At 70.3% G+C, this 17,209-nt stretch carries 16 protein-coding genes; 12 read left to right on the top strand and 4 right to left on the bottom strand.

Annotation, left to right across the window (positions count from 1 at the left end; all coding sequences use genetic code 11):
- Positions 1-76 precede the first annotated feature (76 nt).
- Positions 77-925, top strand: coding sequence for an arsenite methyltransferase (gene arsM, locus ACH4DZ_RS00735; RefSeq protein WP_398284697.1), 849 nt, complete (start codon positions 77-79; stop codon positions 923-925).
- Here arsM and ACH4DZ_RS00730 read toward each other — a convergent pair.
- The 3 genes from ACH4DZ_RS00730 to ACH4DZ_RS00720 form a co-directional block, all read right to left on the bottom strand.
- A complete protein-coding gene (locus ACH4DZ_RS00730) occupies positions 888-1,619 on the bottom strand; it encodes a DUF4253 domain-containing protein (protein WP_398284696.1) in 732 nt (243 codons plus the stop codon). The genes arsM and ACH4DZ_RS00730 overlap by 38 nt on opposite strands.
- Positions 1,620-1,676: 57 nt before the next feature.
- Positions 1,677-3,320 (bottom strand): peptidoglycan-binding protein, encoded by a 1,644-nt coding sequence (locus ACH4DZ_RS00725; protein WP_398284695.1) that lies wholly within the window; start codon positions 3,318-3,320, stop codon positions 1,677-1,679.
- A 233-nt stretch (positions 3,321-3,553) separates the two neighbouring features.
- Positions 3,554-4,000 (bottom strand): peptidoglycan-binding domain-containing protein, encoded by a 447-nt coding sequence (locus ACH4DZ_RS00720; RefSeq protein WP_398284694.1) that lies wholly within the window; start codon positions 3,998-4,000, stop codon positions 3,554-3,556.
- A 264-nt stretch (positions 4,001-4,264) separates the two neighbouring features.
- On the opposite strand from ACH4DZ_RS00720, the gene ACH4DZ_RS00715 reads away from it, so the two are divergent.
- The 7 genes from ACH4DZ_RS00715 (at position 4,265) to ACH4DZ_RS00685 (ending at position 11,964) form a co-directional block, all read left to right on the top strand.
- Positions 4,265-5,065, top strand: coding sequence for a peptidoglycan-binding protein (locus ACH4DZ_RS00715; RefSeq protein WP_398284692.1), 801 nt, complete (start codon positions 4,265-4,267; stop codon positions 5,063-5,065).
- Positions 5,062-6,075 (top strand): helix-turn-helix domain-containing protein, encoded by a 1,014-nt coding sequence (locus tag ACH4DZ_RS00710; protein WP_398284691.1) that lies wholly within the window; start codon positions 5,062-5,064, stop codon positions 6,073-6,075. The genes ACH4DZ_RS00715 and ACH4DZ_RS00710 overlap by 4 nt, the downstream gene beginning before the upstream one ends.
- Before the next feature lie 394 nt (positions 6,076-6,469).
- Positions 6,470-7,840: a hypothetical protein gene (locus ACH4DZ_RS00705; protein WP_398284690.1), complete on the top strand. Its 1,371-nt coding sequence runs from the start codon at positions 6,470-6,472 to the stop codon at positions 7,838-7,840.
- Between the two features lie 205 nt (positions 7,841-8,045).
- On the top strand, positions 8,046-8,525 hold the full coding sequence (locus ACH4DZ_RS00700) for a MarR family winged helix-turn-helix transcriptional regulator (RefSeq protein WP_398284689.1): 480 nt from the start codon (positions 8,046-8,048) through the stop codon (positions 8,523-8,525).
- A 37-nt stretch (positions 8,526-8,562) separates the two neighbouring features.
- Positions 8,563-9,057, top strand: a complete 495-nt coding sequence (locus tag ACH4DZ_RS00695) for a MarR family transcriptional regulator (RefSeq protein ID WP_398284688.1) — start codon at positions 8,563-8,565, stop codon at positions 9,055-9,057.
- A gap of 220 nt (positions 9,058-9,277) precedes the next feature.
- The gene (locus tag ACH4DZ_RS00690; protein WP_398284687.1) at positions 9,278-10,534 is read left to right on the top strand and encodes a PP2C family protein-serine/threonine phosphatase; all 1,257 of its coding nucleotides are present in this window, start codon (positions 9,278-9,280) and stop codon (positions 10,532-10,534) included.
- Between the two features lie 104 nt (positions 10,535-10,638).
- The gene (locus ACH4DZ_RS00685) at positions 10,639-11,964 is read left to right on the top strand and encodes an APC family permease (RefSeq protein WP_398284686.1); all 1,326 of its coding nucleotides are present in this window, start codon (positions 10,639-10,641) and stop codon (positions 11,962-11,964) included.
- A 113-nt stretch (positions 11,965-12,077) separates the two neighbouring features.
- Here ACH4DZ_RS00685 and ACH4DZ_RS00680 read toward each other — a convergent pair whose 3' ends face one another.
- Entirely contained in the window at positions 12,078-12,740 is a 663-nt protein-coding gene (locus ACH4DZ_RS00680) for a type III effector protein (protein WP_398284685.1), read from the bottom strand.
- 138 nt (positions 12,741-12,878) lie between these two features.
- Here ACH4DZ_RS00680 and ACH4DZ_RS00675 point away from each other — a divergent pair, with 138 nt between their 5' ends.
- The 4 genes from ACH4DZ_RS00675 (at position 12,879) to ACH4DZ_RS00660 (ending at position 17,209) form a co-directional block, all read left to right on the top strand.
- On the top strand, positions 12,879-13,313 hold the full coding sequence (locus tag ACH4DZ_RS00675; protein ID WP_398284684.1) for an Hsp20/alpha crystallin family protein: 435 nt from the start codon (positions 12,879-12,881) through the stop codon (positions 13,311-13,313).
- Positions 13,314-13,531: 218 nt separating this feature from the next.
- Positions 13,532-13,966, top strand: a complete 435-nt coding sequence (locus ACH4DZ_RS00670; RefSeq protein ID WP_398284683.1) for a DUF2267 domain-containing protein — start codon at positions 13,532-13,534, stop codon at positions 13,964-13,966.
- 172 nt (positions 13,967-14,138) lie between these two features.
- A complete protein-coding gene (locus ACH4DZ_RS00665) occupies positions 14,139-15,014 on the top strand; it encodes a SigB/SigF/SigG family RNA polymerase sigma factor (RefSeq protein WP_398284682.1) in 876 nt (291 codons plus the stop codon).
- Between the two features lie 692 nt (positions 15,015-15,706).
- Positions 15,707-17,209, top strand: a complete 1,503-nt coding sequence (locus ACH4DZ_RS00660) for a family 43 glycosylhydrolase (RefSeq protein ID WP_398284681.1) — start codon at positions 15,707-15,709, stop codon at positions 17,207-17,209.

The raw sequence follows: 17,209 nt of genomic DNA, 5'->3' as shown, positions 1-17,209 counted from the left end.
GGCGCAAGCTTGCATCAATGAACGTCAATACAGACTGTTCCGGGCCGTGCTGCGGTCCTCGATCGGGGAGTGAGACATGAGCGAGCAGCCCACCGACCTGCGTGAGATCGTCCGTCAGCGGTACGCCGCGGCGGCCCTCAAGGTCACGACGCCCCTGGACGTCACCGACGGCGGTACCGGCTGTTGCGGACCGCAGCCGGTCGAGGCCGACGACAACTTCGGCTCGGCCCTGTACGGCGCCGACGAGCGCGACACCCTGCCCGCCGAGGCGGTCGCGGCCTCGCTCGGCTGCGGAAACCCGACCGCCGTAGCCGAACTGCGCGAGGGCGAACGTGTGCTCGACCTCGGCTCCGGCGGCGGAATCGACGTCCTGCTGTCCGCTCGCAGGGTGGGCCCGACCGGCAAAGCGTACGGACTGGACATGACGGAGGAGATGCTGGCACTGGCCCTGGCCAACGCCGAGAACGCGGGCGCGACGAACGTCGAGTTCCTCAAGGGCGCCATCGAGGCGATCCCGCTGCCCGCGGACACGGTCGACGTCGTCATCTCCAACTGCGTGATCAACCTGTCCACCGACAAGTCCGCCGTCTTCGCCGAGACCTTCCGCGTGCTCAGGCCCGGCGGGCGCATGGGCGTCTCGGACGTCGTCGCCGACGACACCCTCACCCCCGGGCAGCGGGCCGAGCGCGGAGACTACGTCGGCTGCATCGCCGGAGCGCTGTCCTTCGCCGAGTACCGCCAAGGGCTGGAAGCGGCCGGTTTCACGGACATCGAGATCACCCCGACCCACTCGGTCGCCGACGGAATGCACTCCGCCATCGTCCGCGCCGGCAAGCCGGCGACCGCCGCTGGGCTGGTACGGGGACGCCGCCAGGGGCGCCCTGGGGTCAGTCCCACCAGAAGCGCCACGTGTGACGCCTCATGAGGTCCTCCGGGTAGGTGGACCAGTCCATATCGGGGTCCTCGTAGAAGACGTCCGGGCAGGTGAGGTAGTGCTCCGCGGCCAGGATGCGGGCCTGGTCGAGCCGGGTCGGCCGGGCCGCGACCGAGACGTACAGGCTGCCGTGCCCGAGGCCCACGACGCGCAGGCCGAAGCGGTCTTCCCAGGAGCGCAGCACTGCCGACAGCTCCTGGGCGTTCAGGTGGTTCGCCATCCCGCGCCAGTTCAGGGCGGCGGGCGCGTCAGCGCCTCGCGCGATCTGTACCAGTGCGAGACAGCGGGCCCGTCCCTCGCGGACGACTGCGGACGCCACGTCAACCGCGTGCACGTCGATGCCCGATATCACCGAGGCCGGCGCGGCGAGACCGGGCCACCGCGGGAGGGGCGGCCAGGAGTCGTCGTGTCGCCACGCGCTCCGGAAGTAGGTGGCCGCGTCGGCATCGGCTCCGTAGCCGCCGCCCCCGGGTTCGAAGGAGTCGTCAGGGTATTCGAGCAAGAGCGGGTACAGGCCGGTCTCACGGCGGCGGGCGTACAACCGCTTCCACCAGTCGGCCGCGTCCCCGCGCGGCCCGTTGCTCAGCCAGACCAGCGGACAGGGGGCGCGGCACGGACCCAGCAGCCGACCGGGTGGCAGGCTGTCCAACAGCTCTCTGAGGTCTGCGCGCAAGGGCTCGGCCATGACCGGAATCTACGCGGTACCTCTGACAGCACCTGCCGACGAACCCGGTCGAGCCGCTCAGCGGACGCGGATGAAGACCACGTCGTACCCGCTGTTCGTGGCTCGGGACCTGACGTAGACGCCGTCGTTGTCGCCGTTGGGGTTGCCCGTGTTGCCCTCGACGGTGGTGAAGGACGATCCGGACACCGTACGCAGGATGCCTATGTGCTCGTTGCCGCCGGTGAAGTCGCTTCCGCCGTCCCAGTCGAAGGCCACGATGTCACCCGGCTGCGGGCTCGTCGTCACGGACAGGTGGTAGTTGCCGGCCCGTGCCTGCTTGACCCAGCCCGAGACATAGGAGTTGCGGTAGGAGCTGGCTCCGGTCTGCTTGGCCACCCAGCTCACGAAGGTCGCGCACCAGGCGTAGTTGCTGGTGGAGAGCGAAAGACCCACGGACGAGCCGTAGCTGTTCGCGCGGGCGCTGCCCTCGACCGTGCCGGCCTCGGCCTCGGCCACGTCGAGGATCTTGCCGTAGCCGCCGCCGGGCGGAGGCGACGACGGCGGGGTGACCGTGCCGTACAGCGCGGCCTTGGTGTTCGGTCCCGCATGGCCGTCGACCGACAGCCCCTTCTCGGCCTGGAAGTCCCTGACGGCGCTGTCGGTGAGCGCACCGAAGTCCCCGTCGACGGCGAGATCGGCACCGTGGTGGTTGAGCAGGCTCTGCAACTCGGTGACGCAGCCGCTGCGTTGCCCCTGCACGATCTCGTTCGGGCAGGAGGCGGAGTTCAGGTTGATCGGCGCGGGCGCGCCGTTGCCACCGCCACCGCCGATGTTCGCGTACAGGGCGGCCTTGGTGTTCGCGCCGACCGCGCCGTCGGCGGTGAGGCCGCTCGCGGACTGGAACGCCTTCACGGCCGCCAGGGTCTGGGGGCCGAAGCCGCCGTCGACGTCGAGGCTCTGACCTTTGCCGTTCAGCAGGGACTGCAGGGTGGCGACGCAACCGCCGCTCTGCCCCTCCACGATGTTCTCCGGGCAGGACGACGACCTCAGGTCCAGGCTCGTCGACGGTGACTCGTCCGTGTCGTACAGCGCCCGCTTGGTGTCCGCACCGACCTGGCCGTCGGCCGTGAGGCCGCGGGAGGACTGGAAGGCGCGGACGGCGCTCGCTGTCCCGGCCCCGAAGTCGCCGTCCACGTCCACGGCGTAGCCCTGGTGGCGCAGCAGTCGCTGGAGCTCGGTGACGCATCCGCTCTTGGCGCCCTGGACGATGTTCGCGGGGCAGGAGGCGGAGTTCAGGTTGACGGGGGAGGGCGCCGAGCCGCCGGTCGCGTACAGCTTGCTCTTGGTCGCCGCGCCCACCCGCCCGTCCACGGCGATGGCGGTGGCGGCCTGGTACTCACGGACCGCGTAGAGCGTGCCCGCCCCGAACTGACCGTCGACGACCAGACCGGCGCCGTGGGCGTTGAGCAGGTTCTGCAACTCCGTGACGCAGCCGCTCGTCTGGCCCTGCACGATCTCGGCGGGGCAGGACGCGGAGGTCAGCCTGATCGGGGCCGGTGCCGCCGCGGCGGGCTGGGCACCGAGCACGATGCCGGCCGCGACCATGGCCGCGGTGGCGGCGAAGGTCCCGACGCGCGTCCGCCATCCCGTCCCGGCGCGGTGCGTGTCCCGGCGTTGTGGACTTTCGTCCTCGGCGCGAACGACGAATGCGAGTCTTTCCATGGCGGGGTGGTTCTCCTTCGGTCGTCGGCGGGGCTTCTGACGCCCCGTCGGGCTACGGGCCCGGCTCGGGCCGGAGGGGCGGGAACACGCAACCCCGGCCCGTCCTTGCCGTTGCAGGACGGGCCGGGGCAGGTCATTCGACGGTCACCCGTAGGTCCGACGGGTCCGACGGGTCCGACGGGTCGGACGGGTCGGACGGGTCGGACCGGTGACCAGGTGCAGCGGTTGGACGGTCAGGCGGCGAAGCGCTTGAACGCCGCGCGGGTGCCCGAACCGGCGATGCCGTCGATGTCACCGGTGTAGCCGTAGCTGTCCTTCAGCAGACGCTGCAGCGCCTTGATGGTGTTCGTGCCGGGGTCCCCGTCGATGGCGCCCGTGTAGCCCCAGTACCGCGCGAGGCAGCGCTGGAAGGCCTTCCAGCTGTTGGTGCCCAACTGACCGTCGACGGTGTCCGTGTAGCCCCAGTTGTCCGCGAGGAACTCCTGGACGTTCTTGGCCTCGGCCGTGGTCAGACCGAAGTTCTGCGTCGCGGCCACGGCGGCGGGCTGTGCGACCGCCGCTGTCTGCGCGGTGGTCGCGGTCGCCGCGAAGCTGGTGCCCGCGGTCGCCACACTGCCGGCGGCGAGGCCGACGACGGTGACGAGTCCGGCGATGGTCGTGCCCAGAGCGTTCGGTCGCATGCTTTCCTCTTTCGGTCGTGGAATCCGCACCTGTCCCGCCCGGCGGGATCAGGTGGCGAGGTCAAAGGTGCAGGGCGCCGGGGCGTCGTGGCCACGGCTGTGGCGCAGGTGGCGGCTGCTCGGGACGACCACCCTGATGACCTGCGACGACAGGGTCCCGGAGGACGGTTGTGTGGGACAGCTGTGACAGATGTGACGGGCTCATGCAGAATGCGAAGCAGCGGGGGAGGTCGCCGCTCACGCTCATGACCGCATTGGGGAAACATGTCGCGCTACAAGGCGCTGTCCGATGAACTCGATCCGTGTGTCCGGCAGTTGGTGGAACGGTTACGCCAACTGAAGGATCACGGCGAGCTGACGATGCGGCACCTCGCGGCAAAGACCGGTTACAGCGTCAAGTCGTGGGAGCGGTACCTGGGAGGTACCTCGCTGCCGCCCCGGGAGGCGTTGGAGGCACTGGCGCGGATCACCGGCACCGACCCCGTCCCTCTGCTCGCGCTGCACGAGATCGCCGCCGACACCTGGGTCGGCCGCCGTGCCGGTGCGGTCGTGGAGCCGCGGCCCACGACGCAGGGACAGGAGCAGGAACAGGAACCGGTCACACTGATCGGGCCCACGACCCTGCCTGCCATCGCGCCCACCCCCGGCCGCTTTCCGCACATCGCTCTCACAACAGGCGTCGTAGCCCTGGCCGTTGCCCTGGTGGCGGCACTGCTGCTCATGCTGCGCCTCGACGAGGACATGACCCAGGCGGCCGTCGCCGCCCCGCCCTCCACCGCCGCAGCCTCGCCGTCGCCCTCCTACACGTGCCGCATCACCCGCATCGACGGCAGTTGGTCGGCAGGAATCAACAGAGGCCGGAACGACGAGATCGTCTACGGGGCCACGGGCGCCGACGTCGCCGAAGCGCAGTGTCTGCTGCGCCGGGCGGGCATCTCACCCGGCGGGATCGACGGCATGTTCGGCCCGCTGACACTGCGGGCCGTCAAAACGTTCCAGCAGCGCGCGGGCCTGGTCGTCGACGGCATGCTGGGGCCGCGCTCCTGGAAGGCGCTGCGCGGATGACACGGGCTGCACCCTCACCGCCGGGCGCCCGACTGGCCGTCGTACTCCGGCAGTTGAAGCAGCGCACCGGCCTGAGCCTGGCGCAGCTCGCGAACGTGACCACCTTCAGCAAGTCGTCCTGGGAGCGCTACCTCAACGGCAAGAGCCTGCCACCCCGCAGCGCGGTCGTCGAGCTGTGCCGTCTCGTCGGCGAACCGGCCGACCATCCGTTGGCGCTCTTGGACCTCGCGAGGACGCACCGGACGCACCGTACGCCCGCGACGCCTCGGACCGATGACAGTGCGCCGACGCGGGGGACACCGACTCGACAGCGCACCGGCCCCCGGCCGGACACGCCGCCCCCGGCCCCGGCCGCCGCCCCGTCCGACACCGGCGAGAACGCGACGGCACCGGACAGCGTCGGCCCGCCCCGGACACACCTGCCCGGGACCGGCCTGACCTGTTCGGCGCTGGAGGACGCAGACCTCGCCCGCCCCCGCCCCGCCGTCCCCCGGCCCGTAACGGTGCTCACCGCCCTGGTGTCGGTCTGTGCCGTGGCCATAGGGACGCTCGTGCTCCTCAACCTTCCCCCCTCGCGCCGCGGAGAGGCGCCACCTTCCCCCACGCCGTCACCCGCCACCGGGGCGCTCTGCCGGCACAACGCCTGTCAGGACAAGGACCCGATCACGATGAAATGCGGCGCCGAGCCCATGACGCTCGCCGAGCACGAGACTGCCACGGGGGCCTGGATCCAGATCCGCTACAGCCAGGAATGCGGAGCGAGTTGGGCCCGGATGTGGGGCGCGGTCGTGGACGACCGCGTCGAGATCCGCACGGGCGGCCGGGACGGCTCCCTCCACGGCGCGCGGGTCACCAGCCGCGACGAGGCGGACACCTACGTCCACACGCTGATGACGGTGGTGAGCCCAGGGGCGTCGGTGCGGGCCTGTTTCAGCCCCGCGACGGGCGGCGCGAAAGAATGCGTCAGAACGCGCGCGGACCAGGCCGTCGCCACCCCGCACAACGGCTGAGCCAATCCTCGGTGGCCCTGACCGCGCCTGTCGGCGTCGCCAGTCTCTAAACCCCGAACCCCGAACCCCGAACCAGGCGACCGGACGAGTCGACTGCCCCTGCAGACCTGCACGGTGTGCTTCGGATATCGCGATCGCGCGGCTGACCGCCGCCCATACCAGAGACGGAGGCACTGCCCTTGACGGCATGGGTGAGGAGAGAGTGTCTCAGCCGGTGCAGGGTCCAGTATCTCAAGTCCACGCGAGCGCACAGGAGTTGGCCGGTCGCTGGGGGCTCTGCGGGCCGGAAACCAGGGTGCGTCGGATCCATGATCATGTGATGATCCTGCCGGGGCGCCGGGGATACCGGCGCGTCAGTCACGTCACCACACCACATCACACCCTGGGGGTAGCAATGCGACTGTTCTCTGCTGGACACCCGTTACGTGTCAGATCCGGTGCCGCCGTAGCGGTCGCGGCCGGTCTGCTGACTGCGGGCCTCGTCTCGCCCGCGTTCGCCGAGGACGACCCGCCACAGACCGATCAGCTGTGGATCAACTCGCCGTACGAGCAGACGCTGCCGCTCGCCACCGACGGCGGCCGGCCACAGTCGCGCACCCTCGGCGTCGGCATCTACCACGACAACGACAACTTCACGGTGACCGACGGCAGGCTCACCGTCGACGTCTCCGACCTCGCCGGGGTCGCCGAGGTGAGCTGGCCCGACAACTGCACGCCCACCGGATCCGGCGCGGTGTGCGACATTCCCGTGGTTCCCGCGATCTGGGGCGACTACGAGGACCAGGTGTTCCTGACGGTGCACGCGGCCGACGGCGCCGAAGTCGGCGCGCGGGGAAAGATCACCTACGAGGCGACGGCCACCGGCGGCCCCGACGGCACGCTCACCGCGCCGCACGAGAGCTTCGACAGCACGCTCACCGTCGGCGCCGGGCCCGACCTCGCCATCGGCCCCGTCGACGACATGGAGGAGGGGCGGCCGGGCGACGAGCGGACGGTCCCGTTCAAGGTCACCAACAACGGCAACGAGAGCGCTGACGGGTTCACGCTCAAGTTGTACGCCTCCTACGGGCTGACGGATCTGACCCGGTACGACGCCTGCACGTACACCACGACGACCGGCAGCGACTACGCGCCGTCCAACAAGGCGCTCTGCACGTTCGACCAGGTGCTCGCGCCCGGCGACTCCTTCGAGCTGCCCGAGCCGCTGACCGTGCGACTCGCCCCGCACGCGCTGAACGAGCGTCTGGACATCGATGTCGAGCCGGGCAACGGGGCCCGGGACCTCGACTCCGAGAACGACTACACAGTCGTTCCGATCGGCGTGGACAACACCGCGGACTTCTCCGTGACGGGTGACACGATCTCCGGCGCGGCGGGCGAGACGGCCACGGCCGAGTTCACGTTCAAGAACAACGGCCCGGCCTGGTTCGGCAATCTCGGATCCGGCGAACCGGCCGCCAAGGTCCGGCTGATCGTGCCCCAGGGCACCAAGGTCACCGGCGTGCCGTCCGGCTGCTCCCCGCGCACCCTCGCCGGCGGCTACTACGAGAACAAGACGGGCGCCCCGCGCTACGACTGCGCCCTGCCGTACTGGGTGCTGGAAGACACCCGGCGCACGTTCGCGTTCTCGGTGCGCGTCGACACCGTGGTGCCTGGCGCGACCGGTGCCGTGAGCGTCCACCCCACGTCCGGCGAGTTCGGGGAGTACCCGTTCGACTTCGACCCGGATCTCACGAACAACACGGGGGTCCTGGCGGTCAACTGACCGGCCCGGGACTTCGCCGGGCGGGCGCCGCCGACCTCAGCGGCGCCCCTCACCCGGTCGACGGCGGCACCGCGTGATGAGCGGGCCGGTGTGCGCAGGCCGCCGGTCCGCCCTTTCGTCCGTCGACCGGGCCCGGCGCCCCCAATGGACGAGACGCTGTCGTAAATAGTAGCCATGGATATTATGTCTATGTACTCTATTTGGTATGAGCAAGGGTTCACCGGGCCCCACGCCCGGCTTCTTGGTGTGGCGGCTCGCCAACAAGTGGCGCGTCGCCGTAGATCGCGCGGTCGCTCCGCTGGGTCTCACCCACGCGCAGTACTCACTGGTCGCGTCGCTGCTCGGCATGCAGCGCACCGGCGAGCGGCCCAGCCAGCGCCGCCTCGCCGACCACACCGGCCTGGAGGCGCTGTACGTCTCGAAGCTGGCACGCGCACTGGAGTCGGCCGGCCTGGTCGAGCGCACCCGCGATCCCCGCGACCCGCGCGCCGTCCAACTGGCGCTCACTGAGCGGGGTGAGGCCGTCACGCGGCAGGCCGTCGAGGTGGTCCAGGACCTGCTCCAGCAGTTGCTGGAGCCGCTCGGTGGTCTCGACGCCCCGCGAACGCGTGCGTTCACCGACGAGCTGACGGCCCTGCTCGGCGTACCTCTCGCTGCATCCGTACCGAACGACGAGAGCAATTGACGTAAGCGTTGACGAGAGAAATCAGGGGGACGACAACATGACCGCCACCGCATCCACCACCGCATCCACCACCGCATCCACCTCTGCGGACACCACCACCGCGCCCGCCGCCAACGCCCGCGACCTCGCCCTGGCCCACTACGCCGCGCGCGGAGTCCTGGAGCACGTCCTGGCCCGGCACGGCGCCACGTTCCAGCAGCAGGTCGTCCTGCGCGCCGCCCTCACCTCCGACACCCCGCAGACGCCGGACGATCTCCTCCATCAGGTCCGGGGGTTCCTCAAGGCGGATCCGGCCGACATCCGTACCGCGCTCGACGAGCTGCTGGCCAAGCGACTGCTCGTCGCCGACGGCGCGTACCTTCGCCCCACGGACGCGGGGCGCGAGTTGCTCGCCGCCGTCGGCGCGGAGACCGCGCCCGTCTCCGCCCGCATCTGGGGCGGGATACCCGCAGAGGACCTGGCCGCCGCCGGCCGCGTCCTGGCACTCGTCACCGAGCGCGCCGACGCGGAGCTGTCGACGCTGACGGCCTGACCGTTCGACACCGTGAGCACACCGCCGAAGGGCCGAGTCGTACGCTGGTCCTGATATTGGTTCGGACTTCTCGTTGTCGTCTGCCGAGCATCCATCCGTATCCGTCCCGGATGGCGGGACCGGCCTTGCGGGATCGGTCCGGCGGCGTCGGTCCGGCGGGGTCGGCCTCGCGGGACCGGCCTGGCGGAAGCGAGCCGTCCCTGTTCGGCAGGTGATCGGCATGACTTCGTACGAGGACCGCGCCCGTATGCTGCACGCCCTGTTGCGGGCCAGCCACCTGTCCGCCTTCGAGGAACTGCCGGATCTGGTGGCACGGCACGCGGGTGCGGCAGGGCTGCACGAGGCGCGTATCCATGTGGCCGACATCCAGGAGCTGATGCTGCGGGAAGTGACCGGCCGGGGTCCGGACGCCGGAGCGGGCGGACAGGAGTTGCGGGTCGACGCCACGCTGGCGGGCCGGGTCTTCCGCAGCGCGCACCACCACTCCGTACCTGTGAACGGGCGCGTGCAGCACTGGCTGCCCGTCCTGGACGGCACCGAACGCCTGGGCGCCCTGCGGGTCGAGACCGATGGCGAACCGGATGAGACGACGCGGGCGGCGATGGACGATCTCGCGTCGGTGGTGGGCCTGTTCCTGATCTCCAAACGCCATCACAGCGACTCCTACGCCCGGCTGACCCGCGTACGCCCGATGTCGGTGTCCGCGGAGATGCAGTGGACGCTGATGCCACCGCGGACGTTCGCCAACAAGCGGGTGACCATCGCCGCGGCGATGGAACCGGCCTACGTCACCGCGGGCGACGCCTTCGACTACGCCCTGGCCGGTGACACCGCCCATCTGGCGGTCTTCGACGCCATGGGCCACGACACCTCGGCCGGGCTGACGGCGAACCTCGCCATGGCCACGTGCCGCAACCAGCGGCGCCGGGGCAAGAGCCTCATCGAGGCCCGCGACGCCATAGAGGCCACGCTGATCGAGCAGTTCGCGCGGTCCCGGTACACGACCGCGATACTGGCCGACCTGGACCTGGAGACAGGGGTGCTGACCTGGATCAACTGCGGCCACCATCTCCCCGTCCTGATCCGCGGCAGGCGCTGGACCACCCACCTCGGCTGTGCCCCGACCCATCCGATGGGGACGGACCTGGGCCTTCCCGCGACCCTGTGCCGTGAACAGCTGGAGCCGGGTGACCAGTTGCTGCTGTACACCGACGGCATCGTGGAGGCCCAGGACACCGGAGGCAACGAGTTCGGCCGCGAGCGCTTCGTCGACTTCGTCATCCGGCACCAGGCCGACGGCCTGGCCGCTCCCGAAACGCTTCGCAGGCTCGTGCGCGCCGTGCTGAAGCACCACGACGGGCGCCTCACCGACGACGCCACCGTGCTGCTGTGCGCGTGGCACGGCGGAACCGGGACAGCCCCGCCGCTGCCGGACGAAGGCGTGTCGGGTCCGCGGTCGCCGGTGAGCGCGGGCTGACGACCGGACGATCACCATCGACACGGCGAACCGACCCGCCGCCCGATCCATGGACCCTCCATTCGCCACGTCACAAACCCGCCGCACCGGGTACCCGGCGCTCCGTGCACACTCCCCAATCCGCGCCCCGGACGCCGGAAGCTCCCACGGCGCTCAAGAAAGCTCTGACCACCCCGCTGCTCTACTTCTTCATCCTCGGCGACATTCTCGGCGCAGGCGTCTACGTCCTGGTCGGGCAGGTCGCGGCCGATGCCGGCGGCGCCGTGTGGGCGCCGCTCCTCGCGGCCCTGTGCCTGGCGCTGCTGACGGCCGCCTCGTACGCGGAACTGGTCACCAAGTATCCGCGCGCCGGCGGGGCCTCCCACTACGCCACGTTGGCCTACGGGCCCTTCGCCGGGTTCCTCGCCGGTTTCTGCATGCTCGCCGCGGGCGTCGTGTCGGTGGGCGCCCTGGCCCGCGGATTCGGCGGCGACTACCTGTCCGAGTTCGTCTCGCTCCCGGTGGTGCTCGTCACGATCGTCTTCCTGGCCGCGCTGGCGCTGTTGAACGCGCGGGGCATCAGTGAGTCGACAAGGGCCAACGCTGTCGCGACGGTCGTCGAGGTCGGCGGACTGTTGCTGGTGATCGGGCTCGGTGCCTGGATCGTGCTCCGCGGCGACGGAGACGTGGGACGGCTCACCGATCTGGGGACCACGAGCAAGGGCCCTGCCGCCGCCGTGCTCAGCGGGGCCGTGCTCGCCTACTACTCGTTCGTCGGGTTCGAGACGTCCGTCAACGTCGCCGAGGAGACCCGCGATCCGCGGCACGCGTATCCCAGGGCGCTCTTCGGCGCGCTGGTCACCGCGGGCGCGGTGTACGTCCTGGTCGGAGCCGCCGCCGCGGCGGCCGTGCCGACAGGGAAACTGGCCGAGTCCAGCGGGCCGCTCCTCGAAGTCGTCCGTGCGGCCGGCGGGGTCCCCACGAAGTTCTTCAGCGCCATCGCCCTGGTGGCTGTCGCCAATGGCGCGCTGCTCACCGGCATCATGTCGTCGCGGCTGGCCTACGGCATGGCCCGGGACGGCCTGCTGCCCGGCTTCCTGACGAAGGTGCTGCCCGGCCGACGTACGCCGTGGGCCGCGATCGCCACCACCACGGCGCTCTCGCTGCTGCTCGCGCTGACCGGCGACGTGAGCACCCTCGCCTCGACCCTGGTCCTGCTCCTTCTCGTGGTGTTCTTCCTCGTCAACACCTCTGTCCTCGTGCTGCGCCGCGACGTCACCGCCCACGATCACTTCCGGACTCCCTCCGTGGTGCCGGTCCTGGGGGCGGCCTCCTGCGTCGTGCTCGCGACCCAGATCGAACGCGATGTCTGGCTGAAGGGGCTGGCCGTACTCGCGGTGGGTGCGGTGTTCGGCATCGTCGCCGCGGTGCGGTTGCGGCGCACCCGCTGAACCGGGCCGGCCCGGCATCGACGGGTGGACGGCGCCCGGCCCGCCGGGGGAGGGGCCTCGCGCCTCCGGGCCCCGCGGGCGGCCCCGTCCGTCCGAACTGTCGCCTCCGGGCCTCAGGAGGTGGTTCCGTCACGGCCGCCACGGGCCTGGCGGAGTCGGTCCGTGCTGTCACTGATGGAGTCGATGCGCGCCGCGAGGTCGGGGTGACCGGCTGCGAGGTGTGTGTGCGTCTCGGTCAGGGGGCCGATGAGGTGGGTGGCGTCGTCGGCGGCGAGGGCGTCGGCGAGCCGGGCCAGGGGGGTGTGCGCCTGGGCGGGGAGGTCGGTGAGAGCGGTGATCTGCCCGGCGAGCTGGCGCAGTTCGGTGGCGTTGGCCCGTGCCCAGGCGGAGACCGTGCGGTCGGCGGCGCGGTGGTCCCGGGTCGCCTGTACGCGTTGTTCGCCGGTGCTGCCGGATGTACCGGGGCGTACGCGCAGGTAGCGGCGCTCGGCGGCCTGGCGGCTGGCGACGCCCATGGGCTGGGCGAGCTCCGCCCAGCTGGAACCCGCTGCCCGGGCTGCCTCGATCAGTCCCGGCTCCCATCCCGCGAGCTGTTCGCGCAGTTCACGCAACAGCACGAGGGCCGCCAACGCCTGCTCGGCGGCGGCCTGCCCGCCCTCGGGAGACGGCCCCGGCCGCGTGCTCCGGGCGGTACGGACGGCTTCGCCGATCGCGTCGAGCGCCGCCTTGGCGGCGAGGAGGGACGCGGGGTCGTGGGGTTCGGAAGCAGGGGGCATCGAGATCCTCTCGGACGTCATTCCCGAGTGTCATCACTTGGATGACATCGGAGTTGTCATCGTTTGGATGACATGCTACAACGGTGTCAGACGAAGCGCATTGGCAGTTACTGCCAGACCTGTGGAGGTGTTTTCGCGATGTTGATGCGCACTGACCCGTTCCGCGAACTCGACCGGCTCGCCCAGCAGCTGACCGGCGTGACGGGCACCCGGTCCAGGCCCTCGCTGATGCCGATGGACGCCTATCGGGAAGGCGAGGAGTACGTGATCGCTCTCGACCTGCCCGGTGTGGACAAGGACGAGGTCGAGATCGATGTCGAGCGGAACATGCTCACCGTCAAGGCCGAGCGCCGCCCGGCCGCGGAGACCGACCATGTGCAGATGGAGCTCTCCGAGCGGCCCGTCGGCGTCTTCTCGCGCCAGTTGGTGCTGGCCGACACCCTTGACACCGAGCGCATCACGGCCGACTACGAGGCGGGGGTGCTGACCCTGCGCATCCCGATCGCCGAGCGCGCCAAGCCGCGCAAGGTCGCGATCGGCGGCGGGTCCGCACGCCGGCAGATCCGCGGCTGAGGACTCTTTCCCCGGCAGAGCCGCGGGCGGAGGACGGGATCGCGGGCTCCCGCTTCGATCCCGTCCCGCGCGCGGCACGCGGGGAGTGGGGGCGGCCACGCTGTGCAGGCCGGCCGCCCCGCGGGCTCACAGAAACAGCACGGCCGACCAGCGCCCACCCGGTGGTCGGCCCACCCACTGGCACCACGCCCGACGGGCGAGAAAGGCAATGATCTCCGATGATTCCGCTGCGTGAACCGGCTTCCGCTCGTCCTGGCACGACGTTTCACCGGATGCTGGAAAAGATCCGGTACGAGGGCGCGTACTCCACCAGGGAGCGGGCTGAGGAAGTCACGTACGCCGTGCTGGCGGCGCTGGGCCGTCAGCTCACCGGCGAGGAGCGAAGCGATCTCGCCGCCTGTCTGCCGGCCGAGGCCGCGCTCGTCCTCACCGGCCAGGATCCCGATCCCCGGCCCCTCACGGGCTGGGGCTTCGTCAAGGACCTCGCCACCCGCACGGGCGGCACGCCTGCCACCGCGCGCTGGGACACCGGAGCCGTCCTCGCCGCCGTCGCGGACCTCGCGGGCCCCGACCTCCTCGACCGCGTCCTCGCCCGCCTCCCGTCGGGATACGCGCTGCTGTTCGGGCGCGCGGAACTCATCCAGGCCGCCTGACCTTTCCAGGCCGGCACCGAGCGGGTGGACAGCGTCGCGGCGGCCCGAGTCGCAGCCCCGGCGCCCTTCCGGCACTCGGCCGAATTCCATGGGCGTACGAGTCCGCTGCCCGGGTACGCGCGGGCAGGATCGTAAACGGCAGCCATGCTTGAGGCACAAGGAGCGAGACCCCATGACCATCGTGACGGCGCAGGAACAGACCGGGGCCGGTGTCCGGGCCACCGGGGTGGAGCAGGACCTCGTCGAGCGCGCATACGCGGACCCTTCCTCCATCGCGCCCAGGGACGCGCGGGAGGTCGGCAAGCGGTTCTTCGACCGCCTCACGCAGCTTGAGGAGGGCACGCACGAGTACCAGTACGTGCGCAACTGTCTGATAGAGATGAACCTCTCCCTCGTGCAGTACGCGGCTTCCCGGTTCAAGCACCGCGGCCCGCAGGAGATGGAGGACATAGTCCAGGTCGGAACCATCGGTCTGATCAAGGCGATCGACCGGTTCGAACTGTCCCGCGAGGTCGAGTTCACGTCCTTCGCCGTTCCCTACATCACCGGCGAGATCAAGCGGTTCTTCCGCGACACGAGCTGGGCCGTACACGTTCCGCGCCGTCTTCAGGAAGCACGGCTGGAACTGTCGAAGGCCACCGAGGAGTTGCGGACCCGCCTCGGGCGCCGTCCCTCGACGGCGGAGCTCGCGGAGCTGATGCAACTGGAGCCCTCCGAGGTCGTCCAGGCGCAGATGGCGTCCAACGGCTACAACGCCGCCTCGCTGGACGCCGCGGTGATGAACCAGGACGAGGAGTCCGAGACCGCGCTCGCCGATTTCATCGGCTTCGAGGAGAACTCCTACGACCTCATCGACAACTTCCACTCCCTGGCCCCGCTGGTCGCCGAACTCGACGAGCGCGACCGCAGGATCATCCACCTCCGCTTCGTCGACGAACTCACCCAGCAGCAGATCGCCGACGAACTGGGCTACTCGCAGATGCACGTGTCGCGGCTGATCACCCGGGTCCTCGGCAAGCTCCGCGCCGGCCTGCTGGCCACCGACTGACACCGCCGGGCCGGCCGGCCGCCACCGGCCCGACCGGCCACCGTCGGGAGGGTCGGCCGCCATGGGGAGAGTCGGCGCCGTGCCGAGCAGGGCGGCGCCGACCAGGACGAGCCTGGTTCCGGCAGCGAAGGGGGTTCATCAGGCCCTTGGCTCTGCCTCATGTGCGGAGCCTCATGTGCGGAGCAAGTCGCAGTAGCGCAGGGCGGATTCACGACTCGGCGGGCCTGTGGGCGGGGAGGGGTGGTGTTCCGGCACATGGCACGTGAGTGCCACGGCAGCCACCGGTAGGCCACGGCGTCCCCGCCCGACGGACCGCGAGTCCGAGCCGGACTCATGTCAGCGACGGCGCAGCATCATGACAACGGCGATGATGATGATAATGACGACGACGGTACCCAGGCCGATGTACATGATTTCTCTCTCTGTCGGAAGCGCGGCACCCGTTGGTGTCGCAGAGGCCGAGTGCCCCCGCTCGGGCCGTTCATCCCGTCCATGTGACCGAGGCCGACAACTGACCGCGTGACCGGGCGAAGTTCCGTGGCCCCGTAGCTGACGATCCGTGCGCAAAGGGTTTACAGCCCTCTTGCAACGATGTAAACACCTGCGTGCAGCAACCCCGTGTGTCACTTCTCGGCACCGCGCTCTCGACAACGTTGTCTGCCACCGTCAGCCTCACCCCCACGGAGGTTCTCGTGACTGTCCGTTCGACCGGGTTCGTCGCCAAGTCCTGGGCCACGCTGCTCGTCGGCGGCCTCGTGGCGATGTTCTCGCCGTCGGCCGCCGTCGCCGCGCCCGACCACTCGACCGCCGAGGCGGGCAACCCCTTCGTCGACGGCTGGTACGCGGACCCCGACATCGCGGTCTACGACGGCACGTTCTGGGTCTACCCCACGGCATCCAAGTCCTACGCCGAGCAGACCCACCTCGACGCCTTCTCCTCCACCGACCTGATCCACTGGACCAAGCACAGCGACGTCCTGAAGACGGCGGACGTCCCCTGGGCCAAGTACGCGGTGTGGGCCCCGGCGCCGGTCGAACGGAACGGCAAGTACTACCTGTACTTCGCCGCGAACGACATCCAGAACGACTCCGAGCCGGGCGGCATAGGCGTGGCCGTCGCCGACCGTCCCGGGGGCCCCTACAAGGACGCTCTCGGCAAGCCGCTGATCTCGCAGTTCCACAACGGGGCCCAGCCCATCGACCAGGACGTGTTCATCGACGACGACGGTCAGGCGTACATGTACTACGGCGGCTGGCACCACTCCAACGTCGTCAAGCTCAACCCGGACATGACCAGCCTGGGCACGTTCGACGACGGGTCCACCTACAAGGAGATCACCCCCGAGAACTTCACCGAGGGCTCCTACATGTTCAAGCGCGACGGCAAGTACTACTTCATGTGGTCGGAGGGCGGCTGGACCGGGCCCGACTACTCGGTGTCGTACGCGATGTCCGACTCACCCACCGGCCCCTTCAAGAAGATCGACAAAGTACTCGCCCAGGATCCGGCGGTCGCCAAGGGATCCGGCCACAACTCCGTCGTCAACGTGCCCGGCACCGACATCTGGTACATCGTCTACCACCGGCGTCCGCTCAGCGAGACGGACGGCAACCACCGCCAACTGGCGTACGACCGCCTCCACTTCAACGCCGACGGCACCATCCGGCCTATCGCCATGCAGGTGAAGGACAACTTCGCCGACGGCAACGCGCTGGGCTGGAAGACGTACGGCGGGGCATGGTCCGTCAGCGGCGGGCAGTACCGGGTGGGGCGGAACCTGGGCGGCAAGGCGCTGCTCGACACGAACTTCGCCGACTTCACCTACGACGCCGACGTCACCGTCACCTCGGGCGGCGGGGACGCGGGTCTGACGTTCAGAGTGAGCGGACCGTCGGTCGGCTGGGACAGCTACACGGGCTACTACGCGGGCATCAGCCCGAGCGGCAAGGTCGTCCTCGGCCGGGCGAACGGTTCCTGGACCGAGTTGGCTACCGCCCGCACGGCCGTCGGCTCCGGCTCCGCCCACCGGATGCGCGTCACCGCCGTCGGCTCATCGATCAAGGTGTTCGTCGACGACATGACGACCCCCAAGATCTCCGTCAGCGACGGCACCTACCGCAGCGGCGCGAACGGCGTCCGGGTCTTCGACACCGAGGCCGCCTTCGACAACGTGGCCGTAGCGCCCGCGGGGTGA

It is taken from the genome of Streptomyces sp. NPDC017991 (assembly GCF_044328075.1).
Lineage (GTDB): Bacteria > Actinomycetota > Actinomycetes > Streptomycetales > Streptomycetaceae > Streptomyces.
The sequence above is the reverse complement of the archived record's forward strand: the minus strand, read 5'-3'. Positions and strand labels throughout refer to the sequence as shown.

Bases quoted from the DNA above. Each gene is read 5' to 3' on its own strand.
- arsM (WP_398284697.1), top strand. From the start codon at position 77: ATGAGCGAGCAGCCCACCGACCTGCGTGAGATCGTCCGTCAGCGGTAC.
- ACH4DZ_RS00670 (WP_398284683.1), top strand. From the start codon at position 13,532: ATGATTCCGCTGCGTGAACCGGCTTCCGCTCGTCCTGGCACGACGTTT.
- ACH4DZ_RS00700 (WP_398284689.1), top strand. From the start codon at position 8,046: ATGAGCAAGGGTTCACCGGGCCCCACGCCCGGCTTCTTGGTGTGGCGG.
- ACH4DZ_RS00730 (WP_398284696.1), bottom strand. From the start codon at position 1,619: ATGGCCGAGCCCTTGCGCGCAGACCTCAGAGAGCTGTTGGACAGCCTG.
- ACH4DZ_RS00715 (WP_398284692.1), top strand. From the start codon at position 4,265: ATGTCGCGCTACAAGGCGCTGTCCGATGAACTCGATCCGTGTGTCCGG.
- ACH4DZ_RS00720 (WP_398284694.1), bottom strand. From the start codon at position 4,000: ATGCGACCGAACGCTCTGGGCACGACCATCGCCGGACTCGTCACCGTC.
- ACH4DZ_RS00710 (WP_398284691.1), top strand. From the start codon at position 5,062: ATGACACGGGCTGCACCCTCACCGCCGGGCGCCCGACTGGCCGTCGTA.
- ACH4DZ_RS00690 (WP_398284687.1), top strand. From the start codon at position 9,278: ATGACTTCGTACGAGGACCGCGCCCGTATGCTGCACGCCCTGTTGCGG.
- ACH4DZ_RS00665 (WP_398284682.1), top strand. From the start codon at position 14,139: ATGACCATCGTGACGGCGCAGGAACAGACCGGGGCCGGTGTCCGGGCC.
- ACH4DZ_RS00725 (WP_398284695.1), bottom strand. From the start codon at position 3,320: ATGGAAAGACTCGCATTCGTCGTTCGCGCCGAGGACGAAAGTCCACAA.
- ACH4DZ_RS00680 (WP_398284685.1), bottom strand. From the start codon at position 12,740: ATGCCCCCTGCTTCCGAACCCCACGACCCCGCGTCCCTCCTCGCCGCC.
- ACH4DZ_RS00695 (WP_398284688.1), top strand. From the start codon at position 8,563: ATGACCGCCACCGCATCCACCACCGCATCCACCACCGCATCCACCTCT.
- ACH4DZ_RS00675 (WP_398284684.1), top strand. From the start codon at position 12,879: ATGTTGATGCGCACTGACCCGTTCCGCGAACTCGACCGGCTCGCCCAG.
- ACH4DZ_RS00705 (WP_398284690.1), top strand. From the start codon at position 6,470: ATGCGACTGTTCTCTGCTGGACACCCGTTACGTGTCAGATCCGGTGCC.